Source organism: Streptomyces panacea, from assembly GCF_040560175.1.
Lineage (GTDB): Bacteria > Actinomycetota > Actinomycetes > Streptomycetales > Streptomycetaceae > Streptomyces > Streptomyces panacea.
The window spans coordinates 46116-63411 of sequence record NZ_JARJHW010000002.1 but is presented as its reverse complement, the minus strand read 5'-3'; the positions used below and the strand labels follow the sequence as shown (position 1 = coordinate 63411).

12 protein-coding genes are annotated in these 17296 nt (G+C 69.2%); 6 read left to right on the top strand and 6 right to left on the bottom strand.

Annotated elements, in window-relative coordinates; genetic code table 11:
• Positions 1–27: 27 nt before the first annotated feature.
• The 3 genes from P3L51_RS00985 to P3L51_RS00975 all read right to left on the bottom strand — a co-directional run bounded on the left by P3L51_RS00985 (position 28) and on the right by P3L51_RS00975 (position 4118).
• Positions 28–432 (bottom strand): WXG100 family type VII secretion target, encoded by a 405-nt coding sequence (locus P3L51_RS00985; RefSeq protein WP_354603054.1) that lies wholly within the window; start codon positions 430–432, stop codon positions 28–30.
• A 987-nt stretch (positions 433–1419) separates the two neighbouring features.
• Positions 1420–2508: an NHL repeat-containing protein gene (locus P3L51_RS00980; protein ID WP_354603053.1), complete on the bottom strand. Its 1089-nt coding sequence runs from the start codon at positions 2506–2508 to the stop codon at positions 1420–1422.
• Between the two features lie 770 nt (positions 2509–3278).
• Positions 3279–4118, bottom strand: a complete 840-nt coding sequence (locus P3L51_RS00975; RefSeq protein ID WP_354603052.1) for a methyltransferase domain-containing protein — start codon at positions 4116–4118, stop codon at positions 3279–3281.
• 426 nt (positions 4119–4544) lie between these two features.
• On the opposite strand from P3L51_RS00975, the gene P3L51_RS00970 reads away from it, so the two are divergent.
• Positions 4545–5063, top strand: coding sequence for a hypothetical protein (locus P3L51_RS00970; RefSeq protein ID WP_354603051.1), 519 nt, complete (start codon positions 4545–4547; stop codon positions 5061–5063).
• 744 nt (positions 5064–5807) lie between these two features.
• Here the strand turns inward: P3L51_RS00970 and P3L51_RS00965 are convergent.
• Entirely contained in the window at positions 5808–6557 is a 750-nt protein-coding gene (locus P3L51_RS00965; protein ID WP_354603050.1) for an SDR family NAD(P)-dependent oxidoreductase, read from the bottom strand.
• 128 nt (positions 6558–6685) lie between these two features.
• Between P3L51_RS00965 and P3L51_RS00960 the strand changes: the two genes are divergently transcribed.
• The gene (locus P3L51_RS00960; protein ID WP_354603049.1) at positions 6686–7123 is read left to right on the top strand and encodes an Rrf2 family transcriptional regulator; all 438 of its coding nucleotides are present in this window, start codon (positions 6686–6688) and stop codon (positions 7121–7123) included.
• Positions 7124–7326: 203 nt separating this feature from the next.
• Here the strand turns inward: P3L51_RS00960 and P3L51_RS00955 are convergent, their stop codons facing one another.
• Positions 7327–7767, bottom strand: a complete 441-nt coding sequence (locus tag P3L51_RS00955) for a VOC family protein (RefSeq protein WP_354603048.1) — start codon at positions 7765–7767, stop codon at positions 7327–7329.
• A 516-nt stretch (positions 7768–8283) separates the two neighbouring features.
• Between P3L51_RS00955 and P3L51_RS00950 the strand changes: the two genes are divergently transcribed.
• A complete protein-coding gene (locus tag P3L51_RS00950) occupies positions 8284–9729 on the top strand; it encodes an FG-GAP and VCBS repeat-containing protein (RefSeq protein ID WP_354603047.1) in 1446 nt (481 codons plus the stop codon).
• A gap of 673 nt (positions 9730–10402) precedes the next feature.
• Here the strand turns inward: P3L51_RS00950 and P3L51_RS00945 are convergent.
• Positions 10403–11242 (bottom strand): DUF5707 domain-containing protein, encoded by an 840-nt coding sequence (locus tag P3L51_RS00945; RefSeq protein ID WP_354603046.1) that lies wholly within the window; start codon positions 11240–11242, stop codon positions 10403–10405.
• Positions 11243–11746: 504 nt separating this feature from the next.
• Here P3L51_RS00945 and P3L51_RS00940 point away from each other — a divergent pair.
• From P3L51_RS00940 to P3L51_RS00930, 3 genes are read left to right on the top strand one after another with little or no spacing between them, the layout of a single operon-like run.
• Entirely contained in the window at positions 11747–13462 is a 1716-nt protein-coding gene (locus tag P3L51_RS00940; protein ID WP_354603045.1) for a S1 family peptidase, read from the top strand.
• Between the two features lies 1 nt (position 13463).
• Positions 13464–15707, top strand: coding sequence for a tetratricopeptide repeat protein (locus P3L51_RS00935; protein ID WP_354603044.1), 2244 nt, complete (start codon positions 13464–13466; stop codon positions 15705–15707).
• Between the two features lie 44 nt (positions 15708–15751).
• Positions 15752–17242, top strand: coding sequence for a VWA domain-containing protein (locus P3L51_RS00930; protein ID WP_354603043.1), 1491 nt, complete (start codon positions 15752–15754; stop codon positions 17240–17242).
• Positions 17243–17296 lie beyond the last annotated feature (54 nt).

Below are 17296 nucleotides of genomic sequence, written 5' to 3'. Positions count from 1 at the left end.
AGAAGTCGTCCGTCGGAGTATGAGTTCTCAGAGGTCGGAGAGCGTGCTGCGCGGCACGGCGGGCGCCTCGGTGTTCGGCGTCGACAGCGCGTCCGCTTCGCGCTCCACATCCGTCTCGACCTGGACCTTCTGTAGCTGCGCCATGATGTCCAGGTCCTGCTCCGAGAACCCGTCCCGGCTCAACCGCACGGCCTGTTCCAGAGCCTGGATGACCATGCGGATACGTACGGCGTCCTCGGCCGCGCCGCGGTGAAGGTCCCGGTAGGCACGGGCGGCCGGCCCCTGCCATCCCGCCTCGATCCGGTCGACGATCGCGTCCATGCGTCTGACCTGCTTGTCCAGGGAGTCCTGCATACCGTCGAGGTCATCGGCCAGGTCTGTCAGCTGCTCGGCCTGCGCCCGAAGTCGTGGTTGTCCACCTGCGCCGCTCATCGCATCCCCCGGTCCGTGGTCGTCAACGTCACTGCCGCACTGGTTACTTGGCACCCCGCGTCACCCTAACAACTTCGCTTCAGACCATGACGGCAGAAAAGGGACACAGGTCGTCCGGTGCGCCTACCCCCATCGACATCGACTTCGTAATGCCCCCACCATCCCTGCCCTCACCCCGGGAGCGTTGCCCGGCAACCGGGCGGAACGTTCGCCAACAGGACACACACGACCGAAGTCGCCGACAATGAGGAGGCGTTCACCGCCCTCATCCGGCTGGCCTGGTCCCCGGGAAGGCCGACGCCTGGAAGGTCAACGGCAACGCCGGGAACAGCCGGGCCCGCCGTCGGCTCCACCGGGCTTGCGCCCGCCGTCCAGCAGCAGGTCCCCGTAGATAGACCCCGCCCCACCGTTGCTGATCCGCCCGCGCGCACGGCTCCAGCATCTCCGCTGCGAAGTCCTCCAGATCACACCGCAGCCAACTCCCCACTCAGCACACGGCAGGCGGGACCTTGAAGACACGACCAAGTAGGGCTTGGTCCCGTGCCATCCCTGATGGCATGTCTTCTTGATCGGTGGTGCAGGTAACCGGCTCTCTTCCATTTCGTCCAATCGAAGTCCAGCCCCGTCCCAGCCCTTCAGGGTGGTACACCAAGGTCAGAAGCGGTCAGTCCAACCGGAGCCAGCACGGCCCGTAGACCCAAGTAACACCTGGCCAGAGCCCTGTGGTGCTCCAGGGCGCCGTGGATTCCCAAGCTCAGAGCGCGAGTTCGATTCTCGTCACCCGCTCCACGACGAAGGCCCAAGTCAGCGACTTGGGCCTTGTTTGTTGTCTGGACCTGTCTAGGCGTCTCGTGCCCGTTCCGTACACAATGCCCGATCGTCCGGGCCGGTTTCAGCCTTCTTGGACTTCTCGTGCTCCGTGCGTACGCGTGCGTCGATCGAAGCAGGCCGGCGCGACAGCGGCGGCCCATCGTGCACGCGAGCGGTTCAGTGTCGGCTGAGCAGGTTCAGGGTGTTGGTCGCGTCGTCGACGAAGTAGACGCGGTCGGGGTTTTCGGCGACCGCGAGACCGAACAGCGCGCCCGCTCCCGGCGGCGTGCCGCTCCTGTCGAGCGTGCGTACCGCCACCTGGGCGCCGCCCGGGGTGGTCTCGACGATGTTGCCGTCACCGGCGTTGACGGTGAGGATGTGGCCGTTCGGAGCGATTGCCAACCCGAGCGGGCCGTTGAGGTGCTGGTCGGTGGTGACCACTCGGCCGGTGCCGGCACTGGTGTCCCGCTTCAGCGCGTCCGGGATCGCGGTGATGCGGTTGTCCTCGGTGTCCGCCACGTAGAGCGTCCCGTCCCGCAGCCCGACACCCGTCGGCCCGATCACGAGGGCCGCCGGGTCGGTCTTCTGCGCGAAACCCGAACCGATCACGGTCGTGGCCACGCGGGTCGGCGGCCGGTCGTCATGGCGGTGCAGGGTGATCCGCAGCACGGTGCCCCGCCGCACGACGTCGCCGCCGCCGGCCACCGTACCGTTGAGCACGTTGGTGACGAACAGATCGGTTTTGTCGCCGTGGCTTTTCGCGGTCATGTCCCAGGGACCGTTGATCCCCTTGCCGCTGAAGGTCTCGCGGACCTTGCCATGCTTGTCCAGCACGATCAGGCACCCGGCCTTCGCCGTGGCGGACGTGCCGTCGGTCGTGGGCAGGCTCCCCACGACCACCCAGCCGCCCGGCAGGATGGACAGTGCGGTCGTCAGCCCCACGCCCCCGGGGCACGGTCCCGGCAGCTTTCTCGGGTCGATCTGAGCGAAGAGTCTGGTCTCGCCCTTGGGACTGATCTGCACGAGCGTGGTCCCCGTGCCCTGCTGGTTCGCGGCGTTGTTGAAGTTGCTGACCAGCACGTTGCCGCGCCGCAGATCACCGGCGCTCTTCTCGACCAGGGCGGTGCCGTACGGGTTCACGTCACCGTTGGCCGGAACCGTCGACGCGATCGTGGAGACGTTGTGCAGCGGCCCGAGGAACGGCTTCCCGTCCCCGCCCATCGGCGCGGCTGATGCCGTCTGGCCCACCGTCACAATCGCTGTCACTGCGGTGATGGCCACCGCTGCGAGACGCGAACCGAAATCAAGCCTCATCAGAGTCCTACCTTCGCAGCGTCGTGGGGCCGTCCTGCGGCCTCATCGACGGTCACAGAGAGTTGCCAGTCATCACATAAACGAACCCCGTGGCGCGTCGCACGTCAGAGCGAGCCGGATGTGTGACCCGCGCCGCTGTTCGAGTCAGGCCGCCGGTGCGCCGGAGTGACGGCCGAATGTCCGTGACGGGTACACGTGTCCCTCTGCCTCGTCCGTGCCCGAGGGGGCGGTGATCCGCGGTCAGCAGCGGGCGCCAGACCGAGCCCAACGGTCTGCGCGAACGTAGAAGCGAACCTTCGGCATGCCTGCCGCGGGACGGGCCGTACGCCATTTCCGGCCGAAGGTGGTGTCCCGGAGGGCCGCACCCCGCATGCGCGGGGAACCGCCGTAGGGCTTCAAATCTCGTGTAAGCGACCGCGTCGGGAACAGCCGGTCTGGCCTGCACAGTTGGATCGACCGAGGGGCCGGCGTCACGCGGGCGGGGGACACGGAGACCACGAGGTCGTCCGTCCCACCAGGATCCGGGCCCCGGAATCGCGGTACGCCCGCCGAGCGCTCGGACCAAGACGTATTTCTACAGAAGGACTTCTTTTCATGACCGACCGGCCTTTGACGCTCATGGCAGTACACGCCCACCCCGACGACGAGGCCATCCGGGGCCGACGCACAGGCTCCCGGTGATGACCCGCCCGCCCAGGTCGGCGTCGTACCGGCTGGTGGGGTCAGGGTTTGCGGGCCCGTGCCTGGACGAGGAGGCTTTCGCGGACGGTGGTGTGGCGTTGGTCGAGGTGGTCGTGGAGTGCGCTGGTGAGGGAGTCGAATTCCTCGATGGTGAGCGAGGTGTGGTGCAGGAGGCGGTCGCGGAAGAGGTGGGCGAAGGAGAGGAGCAGGGTCTGGTAGCGGTCGCCCGGATGCCAGTAGTAGGTGTGGGCGGTGGCCTGGACATCGGTGAGGCCGGCTTCGCGCAGGAGACCGGGCAGCCGGGCGCCGATGTGGACGTCGCCCCCGAAGACCCCGGCGAGCAGGTCCTTGATGCGGTTCCACGCAGGGTGGGGCGGGTCGCACTGCCACGTCGCCCAGTCGAACTCCTGGACCGCGACCCACCCGCCGGGTCTGACGGCGGCAGCCATGGAGCCCAGAATCTCGCGGGGGCCGGTCGTGTTGATCAGCAGCAGTCGGCAGTGGGCCAGGTCGTACAGGGCGTTCGCCTCGGCGGCGGGCGGCAGGGCTTCGTGGCGGATCTCCACGTTGCCGAGGCCGAGTTGGCTGACGGACTCGCGGGCCCAGCCGGTCATCCGGTGGTCGGTGTCGAGGCCCGTGACCGATCCGGTGGGGCCGACTCGTTCGCTGAGAAGATCGAGGATGCCCAGGGGGCCGCAGCCCAGGTCCAGCGCGTCCGCGTCCGACGGCAGGGGAATCGTGTCGATAAAGGCGGCGGCGGCCGGTCGCAGGAGTGCGCACTGGGCGAGGAGACGTTCACGCTCGGCACAGGAGGACCCGAGCAGATAGTCGGGGGCCTCCGGAGGATCTACGTCGCGTACGGCGGCCGGTGCTCTGCTCACGTGGTTCCTCGATTCGCCTCGCACGACCATCGCCGCACACAACACATAGTGATCACTTCGTCACGGATAGCAGTATCCTGGCGGTGAGCGCTCTGGCAAGCGCGCCTGCGGGAAAAGGCCCACGCCCCCTTCTGTCGCAGGCACTTCCGAGTGGGCGCGGACCGGGCCGTCGGCGTTCCCGGCGACTCCGACCGCCCCGCGCCCCCCGGGGCAAGCCCCAGTCCGGTGACAATCCGACCCGCCGGGACGGCGCGCGATCGTCGCCGTCCGCTTCAGCACCGCCGATTACCGTTGTCGACCAGACCGAGGATGTTCGTGCCTTCCCCCACTCTCCAGCCTGGAACCGAGTCGGCGCCGCGCGGCCTGAATCCTGCCGCGATGGTCTTCTCCTCCGCGGCAACACGCATGCTGCTGAGCGGTGACGGCATGACCACCCCCCTTCTGCAGGCGCTCGTTCACGGTCCCCTGCGGGCGCGAGCAGACGGCGTACGGACCGTCGGGCCGACCGTTCTCCCGCCCGGCATCGGCGAAGCCCTGCGCCCCGACATCCGCGACCACTGCCTCCTGCGCCGCTCCCGCCTTCTGACGGTCACGGGACAGACCGTGTCGGAGAACACGGTCGCGGCCCGCTCAGGAGTGGACCCGCGCGTCGACAAGGCGGTCACCGACCCCTCGCAACCGGTCGGATTCGCGCTCGCCGAAGCCGAGGTGGTCCTGCGCAGGCGCATCGTGCACGTCGGCCGGGCCACCTGGCCGGACGGCACCCCGTGTGCGGTCAAGACCTACACCCTCGACAGTGACGGCCGACCGCTTCTGTGTATCCGGGAACTGTTCAACCCCTTCATCGTCGACGCGGCCGTACGCGTGAAGGAACTGACGGAGACGGAGCCCGTTCGCGCCCGTAGTAGCGGGCCAACGGTGATGTCGGCACCCACCGGCTCGTAACGCAGGGTTTCCTGCATCTGCCGGACCCGTGGATCGTTCCCCTGAACGACCGCGACAGCAGCGGGCCGCGGCGTTCGTGACGGCGGCACAGCTCCGTCCCGAGGAATCGGCCGACCGGTCGGGCCGGTGCCAGCCGGCGGTCAGGGACGCCGGGATGATCTCCCGCGCCGACCGGACCGTGTGCGCGAAGGCGGCCGGATCGCGGCCGATGCGTTCGGCGCCGGCGCGCATGACGCCGGACAGCTTTTCCACCGCGAGGTGCACGTCGTTCACGGTGAGCGCTTTGGCCACCTTCGCTGGCGAGCCAATGCTGACGGCCGGTCACTTACTCGCGACGGCAGGCGCCGCGAGCCGCGCCTTCAAGCCTCTACGACGACACGGCGTGCTACGCGCGCTCTCGGCACGCCGCATGGGACGGATGCGATGAGCCGCCGACGTAGGTGCTCATGCCTGGTTACCCGTGCGAGTGCCCCGAACCCATCCAGGCCCAGCCCCATCCCAGCCCTTCAGGGCGGTACACCAAGAGCAGAAGCGGTCAGTCGGTGGCCTGCGCCGCAGGTCATGGGTGGGCAGGGCTGTGTGCGCGAACGGTTGGCGGAGTTCTGCCGGATGAGTTCAGCACGAAGAGCTCGTAACACGATCACGATCCGGGCTTCTCGCGGCGTGTCCACGCACACGCGGGTCGTTGGCGGGGCGCGCCCCGACGGCGCGATGTCCGTCGGGGCGTGCGGCAGGGGTTCGGGTTCAGGCGTTGTAGCCGCCGTGGGCGTCCAGCACCGCGCCCGTGACGTACGACGCGGCGGGGCTCGCCAGGAAGGCGATCGCCGCGGCGATCTCGTCGGGGTGCCCCACGCGTTGCAGGGACAGCGAGCTGAGCAGGGCATTGAGGGTCTCGGGGTCCGGCGGTTGCATGCCGCCCTCCATCAGTCCGGCCTCCACGACGTTGGCCGTGATGTTCCGGGGCCCGAGGTCGCGTGCGACGCCCATGGTGTACCTCTCGATCCCGGACTTGGTCGCCGAGTAGTCGGCAAGGCCGGGGACGCCGACCCGGGAGCCCAGTCCGGAGCTCACCGTGATGATGCGGCCGCCCGTGCGCAGCACTCGGGAGGCGGCCCGGATGACGGCGATCACGCCGAGGTAGTTGGTGGCGTGCATCCGGTCCAGTGCGGCGGTGTCGGCGTCCGGGTCGTCCACCGTGCCGGCCACGGAGATCGCCGCGTTGTTGACGAGGATGTCCAGGCCGCCGAAGTGCGCCACCACGTCATCAATCAGCGCCGGCGCCTGACTCGTGTCCGCCTGGTCGGACTTGAAGGCGACAGCCTTCGCTCCCTTGCCGCGCACCTCGTCGACGACAGCCTGCGCCTGCTTCTCGGAGCTGACATAGGTGAAGGCGACGTCTGCGCCCTGCTCGGCCAGCAGTCGTACGGTCGCGGCTCCCAGTCCGCGCGACCCCCCGGTGACCAGGGCGACCTTGCCCATGAGTGGCTTGCTCATTCTTCTCACCTCGCTGATTGACCCATCCTGACAGTCGCAACGTTAATTGTTACGACCGACTGTTGCAACCTTCACTGTTACGACTGGGCTGTCGTAACATGAAGCGTTGCGGCCGAGAGGAGGAAGCCATGAGCGCCAACAGCAGGCTGACCGTCGCCGCCCACGCGCTGGCCTGGATCGGCCTCTATCAGCGCCAGGGCCACGAGGTCGCCACCTCCGAGCAGATCGCGACCAGCGCGCACACCAACCCGGTGGTCATCAGACGGCTGCTCGGCGAGCTGCGCAGGGCCGGGCTCGTGGAGTCCCGGCGGGGCGTGGGCGCGGGTTGGTCGCTGGCACGCGAGTTGGAGTCGATGACCCTTCTCGACGTGTACGAGGCAGTGGAACCCGGCCCGCTGTTCGCAATGCACCGCACCACCCCGGACCAGGGATGCGTGGTGGGGCACGGCATCCAGCCGGCAATGCAGAGCATTTACGAGGGCATCGAGGAAACTCTGAGGAACGAGCTGGCCCGCGTCACGCTCGAGAACGTACTCCGGGACGTACTCGCGGCTACGAGCTCGTAACTTGATCTTGTTGATGTGCCCTGGTCCGGCGTGACCGATGTGGCGGTTCCGCCGTTCGGGAGGCTGTGAGCACCCGGCCATGGAGAGTTCCGTCCTTGGCCATGTGGGCCAGGCGGGTCACGTCACAGGCCGGCAGCTCCTGGCTGACGGGCGGTTCAGAAGCTCGATGATTTCGTTCGGCCGCATGGTTCGGTTCCTCCCCCTCAGCGCAGTTGCTCGGCCAATCCGACCATGATGCCCTCCGGGCCGCGGACGTAGCAGAGCAGATAGCTGTCCTCGAACCGGGCGATCTCGCCCACGAGTTCGGCGCCGTGAGGGCGCAGGCGGGCAACGGTCTCCTCGATGTCGTCGACGGCGAACATGACGCGGTGCGTGCCCAGAATGTTGTGCGGCCGGTTGCGCGGCCCGGCGCTGATCACCGCGGGGCTGCGGTACTTCGCCAGCTCCAGTCGGCTGTGCCCGTCCGGGGTCCGGAGCATCGCGATATCGCAGCGGACGCCGTCGAGTCCGACGCACTGGTCGGCGACGAGGCCCTTCACCTCCGCCCGGCCCTCCAGCTCCATACCGAGTTCCACGAAGAACCCGATGGCTGCATCCATGTCCTCGACGACGATGCCGACGTTGTCCATCCGCTGAATCGCCATGCTGGTTCTCCTTCTTCCTCGTGCGGCCGGTGGTGGCCGCTGATGCCCCTGGGACGGAGCCGGTGGCACGTTCTCGACATCCTCAGCCCCCCGAACTCGGACACCAGCCACAGCGTGCCGTCCCCGATTGGTTCACGGTGCCGGGTCCACCTTTGGCGGGTGGGGTTCCCCGTGGTGCTCTTCCGTCGTGCCCGGTGCCGCGGACGGCGGCCGGGGTTCGCACCTTCGAATCCTGTCGGAGGCACTGCGCTTTGCTGCTCTGACCTGAGGTTCTCCCGAGGAGGCGCTTCGTTCGTGCTCGGGCTCCTCGCCCGAGGTGAGGGGCAGGGCTTTCGAGGCCGTTCCGTGGAGCCCGTACAACCCCCGGGGCCCTTCAGCGGTCACACCTGCACCGAGCGATACGTGTACGGGGTCGGGAGCTTGGCAGGATCCGGCCCCCCGGCATGTCGTCGGCTCGGAATACCGAATCGGACAGCCGTCACGGCGTCCGGCGTGCCGTAGGAGAAAAAGACACGCATGCAGCAGAACCTTCGCACCGTCCTCGCGACCACCGCCTCGGCCGCCCTCGTCAGCGGGCTGCTTCTCGCCGCCGGGGGCAGTGCCGTCGCAGCGCCGTCCGGGATGCAGGGCGACTTCAACGGCGACGGTTACCGCGATCTCGCGATCGCCGCGCCCCTCGGAAAGATCAGTGGAAAGGCGGGGGCCGGGTACGTGGCCGTCGTCTACGGCACCAAGAACGGGCTCGACAAGTCCAAGCGCACCATCATCAGCCAAGCCACCACCGGTATTCCGGGAACACCGGAGACGAGTGACTACTTCGGCGACCGTCTCACCACCGGTGACCTCGACGGTGACGGGTACACCGACCTGGTGGTCGGCGTGCACGGCGAGCGGATCGGCAGCACCGACTCCTTCGGCGTCCTCACCGTCATCTGGGGCGGCGCGAGCGGGCTGAAGTCCGCCGTCGACATTTCGGCGCCGCTGCCCAAGTACCGGAACGAACTTGGCTGGGGCCTGGCTTCCGGTGACTTCGACGGGGACGGGCGGACCGACCTGGCCGCCGTCAATATCGCCGCACCCGAGCTGAACATATTCAAGGGACCCATCTCCCGGACCGGCAAGGCGGCGGGTCTCGTCGGTATCGACACGTTGACCCAGACCGGCATCAACGCCGACAAGATCGTCGCGGGGAATGTCAACGGCGACGGCGCGACCGACCTCCTGGTCATGGGCCAGGAGGAGAGCGGCGACGCGTACCGGACCCGCAGCGTCCTCTACAAGGGGAGCACGACCGGTCTCAAGGCGTCGAGCAAGGTCGCCGGGGGCTACGAGGCCGTCATCTCCGATGTCGACAAGGACGGTTACGGCGACATCGTCACCGGCAACTTCATGGAGAAGTCCGCCGACGAACCGAACGGCGGTCTGGGAGGCGCGATCACCGTGACGTACGGTAGCGCCGCCGGGCTGTCCACCCGTACGCCGGTCCGTATCACCCAGGACACCACCGCGGTTTCCGGCACCGCCAAGAAGGGTGACCGCTTCGGGTGGAGTCTGGCCGCGGGTGACACCAACCGCGACGGCTACGCGGACATCGCGATCGGCGCACCGGCCGAGGCCACGGGGAGCAAGCGGGCCACGGGTACGGTCACCGTGCTGCGAGGCTCCGCCAAGGGGCTGACCGGCACCGGTTCCAAGAGCTTCACGCAGGACACGGCGGGTGTACCGGGTGCGGCCGAGGCCGACGACCAGTTCGGCTCCTCCGTCGAACTCACGGACAGCAACAACGACGGCCGCGCCGAGCTGATCGCCGGCGCCTTCGCCGAGAACGAGGGCGCGGGTTCGGTCTGGCTCTTCAAGTCCGGTACGAGCGGCATCACCGCCACCGGTTCGACGTCCTTCGGCGCCGCCTCGGTCGGCGGGCCCGCCGGTCTGTCGTACTTCGGCGACGTCCTCGCCGGATAGCAGCCCAGGGCCTGTCTCCGACTTCACGTTGATCGGGCCGCGTGCGAGGGTGGTGGCCATGCCGCAGCATGGCCACCACCTCCGATCCTTCGGGCCGGCCCCGACGCGCTTCGCGGCGTGCCTGGAGACAGCTGACCCGGCTCTGGAGCACGCCTTGGCCGACGAGGTGACGCTCTGTGGGATCCCGCGGCGCCAGGTGACGGTGTATCGGCATCTGTTCGTCGCAAAGAAGTCCGGGACCTGCTCGGACTGCCGGGTGAAGGCGGTTGCCGCCTCGTCCAGGACCTGAGTCGGGACCTTCCCGGCGAGCGGGAGTCCTTGGCCGTCGGTGGTCGCGTCCGGATCGCAATGGCTACGAGGTGAAGCGCGGCCTCGTGGGCGGCGATCGTGAGTTGTCCACTTCGCATGGCCAGGCCGCGCCACCCTGGCCCGAAGGCTGCGGGATGACGGCGCCGCCTCGAAGGGCGGAGCGTCGCCGGCCCGGCCGGTCGGCCGGCCGACTTGCCCGTGCTCCGTCACAGACGCGCATGCCACCGCCCCGGAGCCTCGGTCGGCGTGGACGTCCCTGGGGCACCGCTCCACGACGAACCCCCGGGCCAACGGCCCGGGGGTTGTTTGTTTCCAGACCTCGCCAGGCGTCTCGTGCCCATTCCCTGGCCTACAGGGCTACGGGCTACTTCACGTCGACGTAGTCACCCACGGCGCTGACCGCCGCGGTGGACGCGATACCCGCGTAGGTGAAGCGGTAGTAGCCGTCGGTGGACGCCGTGACCGTGGTCTTCAGCGCGCCGCCCGTGGCCGACTTGATTCCCTTGACGTTGGTGTAGTTGGTGGTGCCCGCCTTGCGGAACTGGAGCACGACCGACTGGCCGCTGAGTCCCGCGTACTTCTTCGTCTCCCAGTCGGCACGGGTCAGCGCGCCGGTGACGGTGATGGTCTTGCCCTTCACCACCGGCTCGGGGGACGCGTTGACCGTCAGCTTCGACATGCGCTGCAGGCTGAAGCCCTTGGCGTTGTCCTTCTGGACGTAGTCGAAGTCCGTGGCCTGAGCGAGCGCCCAGACTTTCCAGCCGCCGGCCAGACTGTTCACCAGGTCGTAGTTGGCGTCGATCGTGAAGGTCTGCTTGCAGGTGGAGGTCGTGACGTTGACCTTGGTGCAGACGGCCTCGTCCTCGTTGGGCACCACGCCGCCGTCAAGGTCGTCGATGGTCGAACCGCGCCAGACCATCGCGGCTGCCCACTCGATGCCCGAGTCGTCCGTGGCGGTGAAGCTGACCGTGAAGGTCTTCTTCGTGGTCGCACCCATGACGACGGGCTTGCCGCCGTTCACGACCGCGTTCGAGATGGTGGTGTCTCCGCTGACATCGTCGGCCGGAACGACCGCCGCGTCGGCCTTGATGCCCCGCGTGAACGAGGAGACGGTCTTGCTGTCATCCGCCTGCGCCGCCGGGACGGCGAGAGCGGAGAGGGCCAGGGCGCCTGTCACTACGGCGACAGAGGCACGAATGCGCATGTGTTTCCCCACGTCTGCAAAAAGGGGCGCACGGGACGCCCAATCCAGTCGGTCTCCGGAGTCCGCTGACTCCACTGATCAGACATGGAGAACCAGTGAATAGTTGCACGACCCCGTGAAGTTTCTTCCAGTACCCGTTTTATGCGGGCCATTACGGAGTCCGTCACCTGTAGCCATTGATCGACCGCGGGTAACGAATCAAGAATTGCAGATTACGGGTTACGGAATACCGTACGTCGGCTTGATGAACGACGGGCGTCGTATAGCGGCTTTCAAAGCGGCTTTCATATCTGCCGCGCCCCTGATTCTCGTCACCCGCCCTATGGCGAAGACCACGAGGGTGACCAGCACGCCGGGAGGCCGCCGAGCGGCGGGCCGTCACCGGGCAGGTGAAACGGCGCTCGTTCAACTCCGGCCGGAAATCGCTTCCGTCCTGCGCGGTTCGACCCAACAGAGCGCACATGAAGGGCACTTCATACCCGATGTCGTACTACGGTGGGGAGCATGGGGCATCACCACAGCGACAAACCCTGGCGGGTCAGGGTGGACGACGCGGACGGGACTCCCTGTGGTGCCGGGGTGTTGCTCGACGAATGGCATGTCCTCACCTGCGCGCACGTCGTGAGGAAGGTGGGGGCCGCGCCTGGCGGAAGCGCCGCCGATCTTCAGATCACCAGTGTGGCCTGCCGCCAGGAATGGACCCGCACCGCACGGGTGGCCCCGGGGTCCTGGGTGCACAGGGACGGGACCCACCGAGGCGACGTGGCGCTGCTCCGGCTGGACGAGCCGGCCGACTGCGGCACACGTACCACCCTGTGGCGGGTGCCCCTCTCCGGTGGCACCGTGAGCGTGTACGGCTTCCCGGACGCGTCCGGGACGTTGGGCATGGGGGCGGAGGCCGAACTGGCCGGCTCCGGCGGCCGGGAGGGCGAGTGGGGCCTGCTCAACCAGGTGCGCCCCGGCGGTCCCTGGATCGAGCCGGGCTACTCGGGTGCCGGAGTGGCTGTCACCGGTGAGGGCGAGTTCAAGGGCCGCGTCATCGGGATCGTGGTGGCCGACTACGTCGACGGCGACGCCCACGCCGCCTGGATGCTGCCGACCGAGACCATCCAGGCGTACCTGCCGCAGATCGAGCCGTTCACCGATGGCGTCCCCACCAACGATCTCCGTCCCCCCGACACGCCGTGGCCTGACGATGTGCTGGACGACTCGCTGCGGCTGGCCCTCACCCAGGAACTCACCCGGTTGCTCGACGGGGAGTGGGCGGGCGCGGTGGTCGTCGGTACCGGCGCCGCGACCGGGGCGGGCTCCTCATGGCTGATGCGCCTGGTGGATACCGCCGATCCCGCGGCCAGGCCCAGCCTGTCGGACGCCGAACTCACCGGGGCGCCCGGGGACACCGTGCTCGGGCTGGGCGCGATTGACGCGGCTTACAACGCCCGGGACAAGAGCGTCGAGGACGTACAGGGCTATCTCGTAAGGCGGTTCGGGCTTCCGGGCGGCGGCGACAGAGAGATCGTCCACCAACTGCTGCGCCGCCGCCCGCCCGCCTGCCTGGTGGTGGGCAGCATCGACCGGGCCGAGGACCCCGACGAACTGGTGCGGCGGCTGCTGGGGCCGCTGGCGGCCCATGCCAGAACTCGCGGCCTCCGTCTCGCCCTGGGCTTCGAGAACCAGCCGCCGTCCGGCATGTCGTACGAGGTGTCCCTCGACGCCGAACAGCTCACCGCGACCGTGCCCGGCAGCGTGACCGCCGAGGCGGTCGAGGCGGCCGTCCGACAACTGACGGCCGAGGAGGACGCGGCGGCCCTGCTACAGGCCGAATCGGGGCTGACGTTCTTCGCCGCGCCACGGTTGCCGATCGCCGCCGCGCCGCGCCTGCGGGTGCGTACAGCCGTAGCTCGGGGCGCCGAGCCCGATCACGAACTCGCCGCGATCCATCTCCACGCCTCGGCGGCCCGCGCCGAGGTCGCCCGCTTCGAGCGGGAGCTGGGGCAGATGATCACCACCGTCGAGGATCTGCGCAGGACCCTGGATGTGCACCGTGTGCGGGCCGCGCGGTACTTCGGCGACGAGGACCTGGCGCTCGGCGACCTCTACGCGCCTGCGGCCCGCGAGCTGCGGACCCCGCCGATCGATCTGACGGCGGCACGGAAACGAGTCAGGCGCTACATCGACGAGGTCAACCGCCGGATCGAACAGACCGAACAGGGGGCATGAGGTGCGGAAGGGTGAGGCAGCGGAGAAGGGTCACAGCGCGAAAAAGGGTGACGCCTCGGGGAACAGTGACGCGGCGGGCAGGTGCAACCGCCCCGACTGCGGTCGCGGCCCGATCGACGAACAGGGCTTCTGCGCCGAGTGCGACCGGCGCCCGCTGGAGCGGACCCCGCTCCCGCCCCCGGACCGGGAGGCCGAGACACAGGGCCTGAGCATCGGCGTGGCGAGCGTACGCCCCGACCCCTGGTACGGCCTCGACCTCGCCGAGGCCGGACGGCTGCCCGACGCCGTCGAAACGTCGGCCCCCGAGCCCACGGCGATCGCCGAGGAGTACCGCTTCTGTGACGACCCCGCCTGCGGAGAACCGGTCGGCCGCGGTCACGGCGGCCTACCGGGCCGCACCGCGGGCTACTGCCCCAACTGCGGTGTCGCGTTCGACTTCGGCCAGCCCCGCGGCCTGACCATCGGCGGCCGTTATGACGTCCGGCGCTACCTCGGCGCCGGCGCGTACGGCGCCGCGTACCTCGCCCACGACCGCAACCTCGCCACCGACGTCGTCGTGAAGAAGCTCAAGAACACCTCGGTGGCCACGACGGTGCACCACGAGCGAAGGGTATTGGTCGGGCTGCGTCACGACAGCATAGTCCGCATCCTCGGCTACGAGACCGAGGGCCCGCACCTGGTGCTGGAGTACTTACCCGGCGCGCCGCTGACGGCGCGGCCCAGCGACCGGCTCGAATTCCTTCTCGCGCACGGCGTCCGCATCCTCCAGGCGCTGGACTACCTGCACGCCAGAGGGCTGTTGCACTGCGACGTCAAGCCGCTGAACATCATCCGGTTCAAGGAGGAGAGTTCCGCCGGGCCGCGCGACCGGGTGCGGCTCATCGACTTCGGTTCGGTGCGGACCCGGAAGGACACCGGGCCCGTCACGGCGTACACCAGTGACTACGCGCCTCCGGAGGACGATCCGGAGCATGTGCGTCCCACACCCGGCTTCGACCTGTACAGCCTCGGCATGACGCTGAGGGAGGTGTCCCGTTCCCATCTGCGCGAGCGCACCGCGCCCGGCATCGACTCACTGGGCCTGCTGCTGGCGCGCGCCACCGACACCGCGGTGCCCAGGCGCCGGTTCGTCTCGGCCCGCCAGTTCGGTGAACAGCTCAGCGGGGTGATCCGGCAGGTGGTGGCGGCGCCGCCGACCCTGCGGCAGGTGAGCCGGCCGTCGGCGCTCTTCGGCTCGATGCCGGAACCACTGCACGGTGGTCTGGGGGCGGCACGACCGCTCGACCACTGGTTCACGGCGGCCCTGACCGAGGACGGGGCACTGATCCTGCCGCCGGCCTTCTCCTCACCGACGCCCGGGACCATAGCGATAGCGCTCCCCACGCCGCTGGGCGACCCCGACGAGCCGGACCTGGCCGATTTCGCCGAAAGCTCACTGGCCGAGAGCCGGCTCGCCCTGCGCAGGGACGACGCGGACCTGGCCGAACGCACCCTCGCCCGCGCGGGGCTGCCCGCGTGGCACTGGCTGCACTCCTGGTACTCCGGTCTGATCGCCCTGACCCGCGCGGACGCGGGCGGGGCGACCGCGCACTTCACCGAGGTACGCGGCGCACTCCCGGGCGAACTCATCCCCCAACTCGCGCTCGGCCTGTGCGCGGAACTGCGCGGTGACCTCACCGTCGCCCGGTCGCACTACGGCACGGTCTTCGACACCACCCCGGCACTCGGCGCGGCGGGCTTCGGCCTGGCCCGCGTACACCTGCTGTCCGGTCGGCGGGCGGACGCGGTGGCCACCGCGGAACGGCTGGCGCAGGAGTTCCGCTACGAGCGGGAGGCGCGCGTGGCGGCGGTGCGGCTGCTGGTGTCCGCCGCCGCGCCGGAGCCCGAGGGCAACGGCACTTCGGACAGCGCGGCGGTCGACTCCCCGGGAGGCCCGGCCCGTCCCGCCGGTCCGACGGAGGCCGACCTGGCGCGCGCCCGCGAGGCGCTGGCCAGGCTCGACGTGGGCACCGCCGCGGCCGCCGGGCTGGGCGCCGAACTCCAGTACGCGGAGTATCTGCGCACCCACGACCGGCTGACGCTGTCGGAGACGATCCGCCGACTCGGCCCGCATGCCGCCACCGAGCGCGACTACACCGCCCTGGTCGACCTGGCGAACCGACTGCGTCCGGCGCTGGAGTGGCCGTGGCGCAGGCGCCGTAGCCGAAGCGGTCACCACGTTTCGGAGAGACAACCGGCCCGCTAGGCTCTTAACCCGGGGGTGGACATGACATGTTAGAAGCCGAGCATGTGACGTCTGCGGAGGGCAAGTCGCCACTGGGGCTGCGCTTCTCCGTCGAGGTGGACGCGTCCTCGGACCTCGCGTTCGACGATCAGCGGGTGGACGCCCTCCTCACGATCAGGGCCCGCTCCACCGCGGAAGCGCCGTCCGGAACCTCGATCGCCGAGATCCTCATCATGGACAAGTCGCTGTCCATGGCCGGCCACGGCAAGCTGAACGAGGCGAAACGCGCGATGTGCGCGGCCGTCGACACCCTGCCGGACGGCACGTACCTGGGGATCGTCGCCGGACACCACGACGCCGAGGTCATCTACCCGGTCACCGGTGGCCTCGCCCGCATCGACGCCGCGGCCAGGACGGCGGCGAAGAACCGGATCCTGGACCAGTTCCCCGAAGGCGGCACCGCCATCGGCAAGTGGCTGACCTGCGCCGATCGTCTCTTCGCCACCGTAACCGCGCGCAGCACCGTACGTCACGCCGTGCTCTACACGGACGGCAAGGACGAGCACGAAACACCCGAGGAACTCGGCAGCGCGCTCGAAGCGTGCACCGACCGGTTCGTGTGCGACGCCCGCGGACTCGGCGACGACTGGCACTACGCCGAACTGCTGCGCATCACGGAGGCGTTGCACGGCACCGCGAACGCGGTCGTCACCATCTCCGACCTCACCCGGGACTTCACGCTGCTCATGGAGCAGGCCCGCCGCATCGTGGTGCCCCGCGTCTACCTGGGCCTGCACCTCAACGAACGTTTCCGGCTGGACTTCGTCCGTCAGACCCTGCCCGTCGAAGCCCACCTGACCGCCCAGCAGCAACGCCACGACGACGAGATCCACATACCGCTCGGTTCCTGGCCGCCGGAGGACCGCCAATACCTCATGTCGCTGCGTCTCGACCCCGCGACGCTGCGGGTCGGCGAGGAACTGCGCGCCGCCCGAATCACGCTGCGCGCCGAACGGAACGACGGCAGCCGCGAACCGTGCGCCGCCCCCGAGGCGCTCGTCGTAACGCGCCGGGCCACATCGGACTTCCCGATCAGGACGCCCGCGAGTCACACCCGGGTCGAGAACGTCCACGAGCTGGGCATGGCGATGCGGGCCTGCGCCGACGCCCAGCGGAACGGACGATTCGAGAAGGCCGACCAGGAGCTGCGGATCGCACTCGAACTGGCTGAATCCCTCGGGGAGACCGCCCGGCTGAGGCTGCTGCGTACCGTCACCGTCACCGGCCCCGACGGCAGGCCGCAGCTGAGCCGCACAGCGCCGCGCGGCATCATGCAGCAGCTCGGCCTGAGCTCGACCAGGACCGTAGCTCCGGACGCCGACCCGACGCACCCCCCGCCGCACGGTCGCCCGCTACGGCGCCGTTGTCGGCGATGCGGCACGACGACAACGGCGCGACTGCCGCGGCACTGCGAGGAATGCGGCCACGAGTTCGGCGACAGGACGGACGAACAGGGCGACGGTCCTGACGGCGGCACTCCGGTGGACGCCTCATGACCGGTTCGGCCCCACGTCGGAGGTTCCTTCGGGACACGCTGATCGGATGGCGGA

Coding starts and splice junctions, on each gene's coding strand:
- P3L51_RS00970 (WP_354603051.1), top strand. CDS start 4,545: ATGACCACCCCCCTTCTGCAGGCGCTCGTTCACGGTCCCCTGCGGGCG.
- P3L51_RS00940 (WP_354603045.1), top strand. CDS start 11,747: ATGGGGCATCACCACAGCGACAAACCCTGGCGGGTCAGGGTGGACGAC.
- P3L51_RS00960 (WP_354603049.1), top strand. CDS start 6,686: ATGAGCGCCAACAGCAGGCTGACCGTCGCCGCCCACGCGCTGGCCTGG.
- P3L51_RS00955 (WP_354603048.1), bottom strand. CDS start 7,767: ATGGCGATTCAGCGGATGGACAACGTCGGCATCGTCGTCGAGGACATG.
- P3L51_RS00950 (WP_354603047.1), top strand. CDS start 8,284: ATGCAGCAGAACCTTCGCACCGTCCTCGCGACCACCGCCTCGGCCGCC.
- P3L51_RS00945 (WP_354603046.1), bottom strand. CDS start 11,242: ATGCGCATTCGTGCCTCTGTCGCCGTAGTGACAGGCGCCCTGGCCCTC.
- P3L51_RS00985 (WP_354603054.1), bottom strand. CDS start 432: ATGAGCGGCGCAGGTGGACAACCACGACTTCGGGCGCAGGCCGAGCAG.
- P3L51_RS00965 (WP_354603050.1), bottom strand. CDS start 6,557: ATGAGCAAGCCACTCATGGGCAAGGTCGCCCTGGTCACCGGGGGGTCG.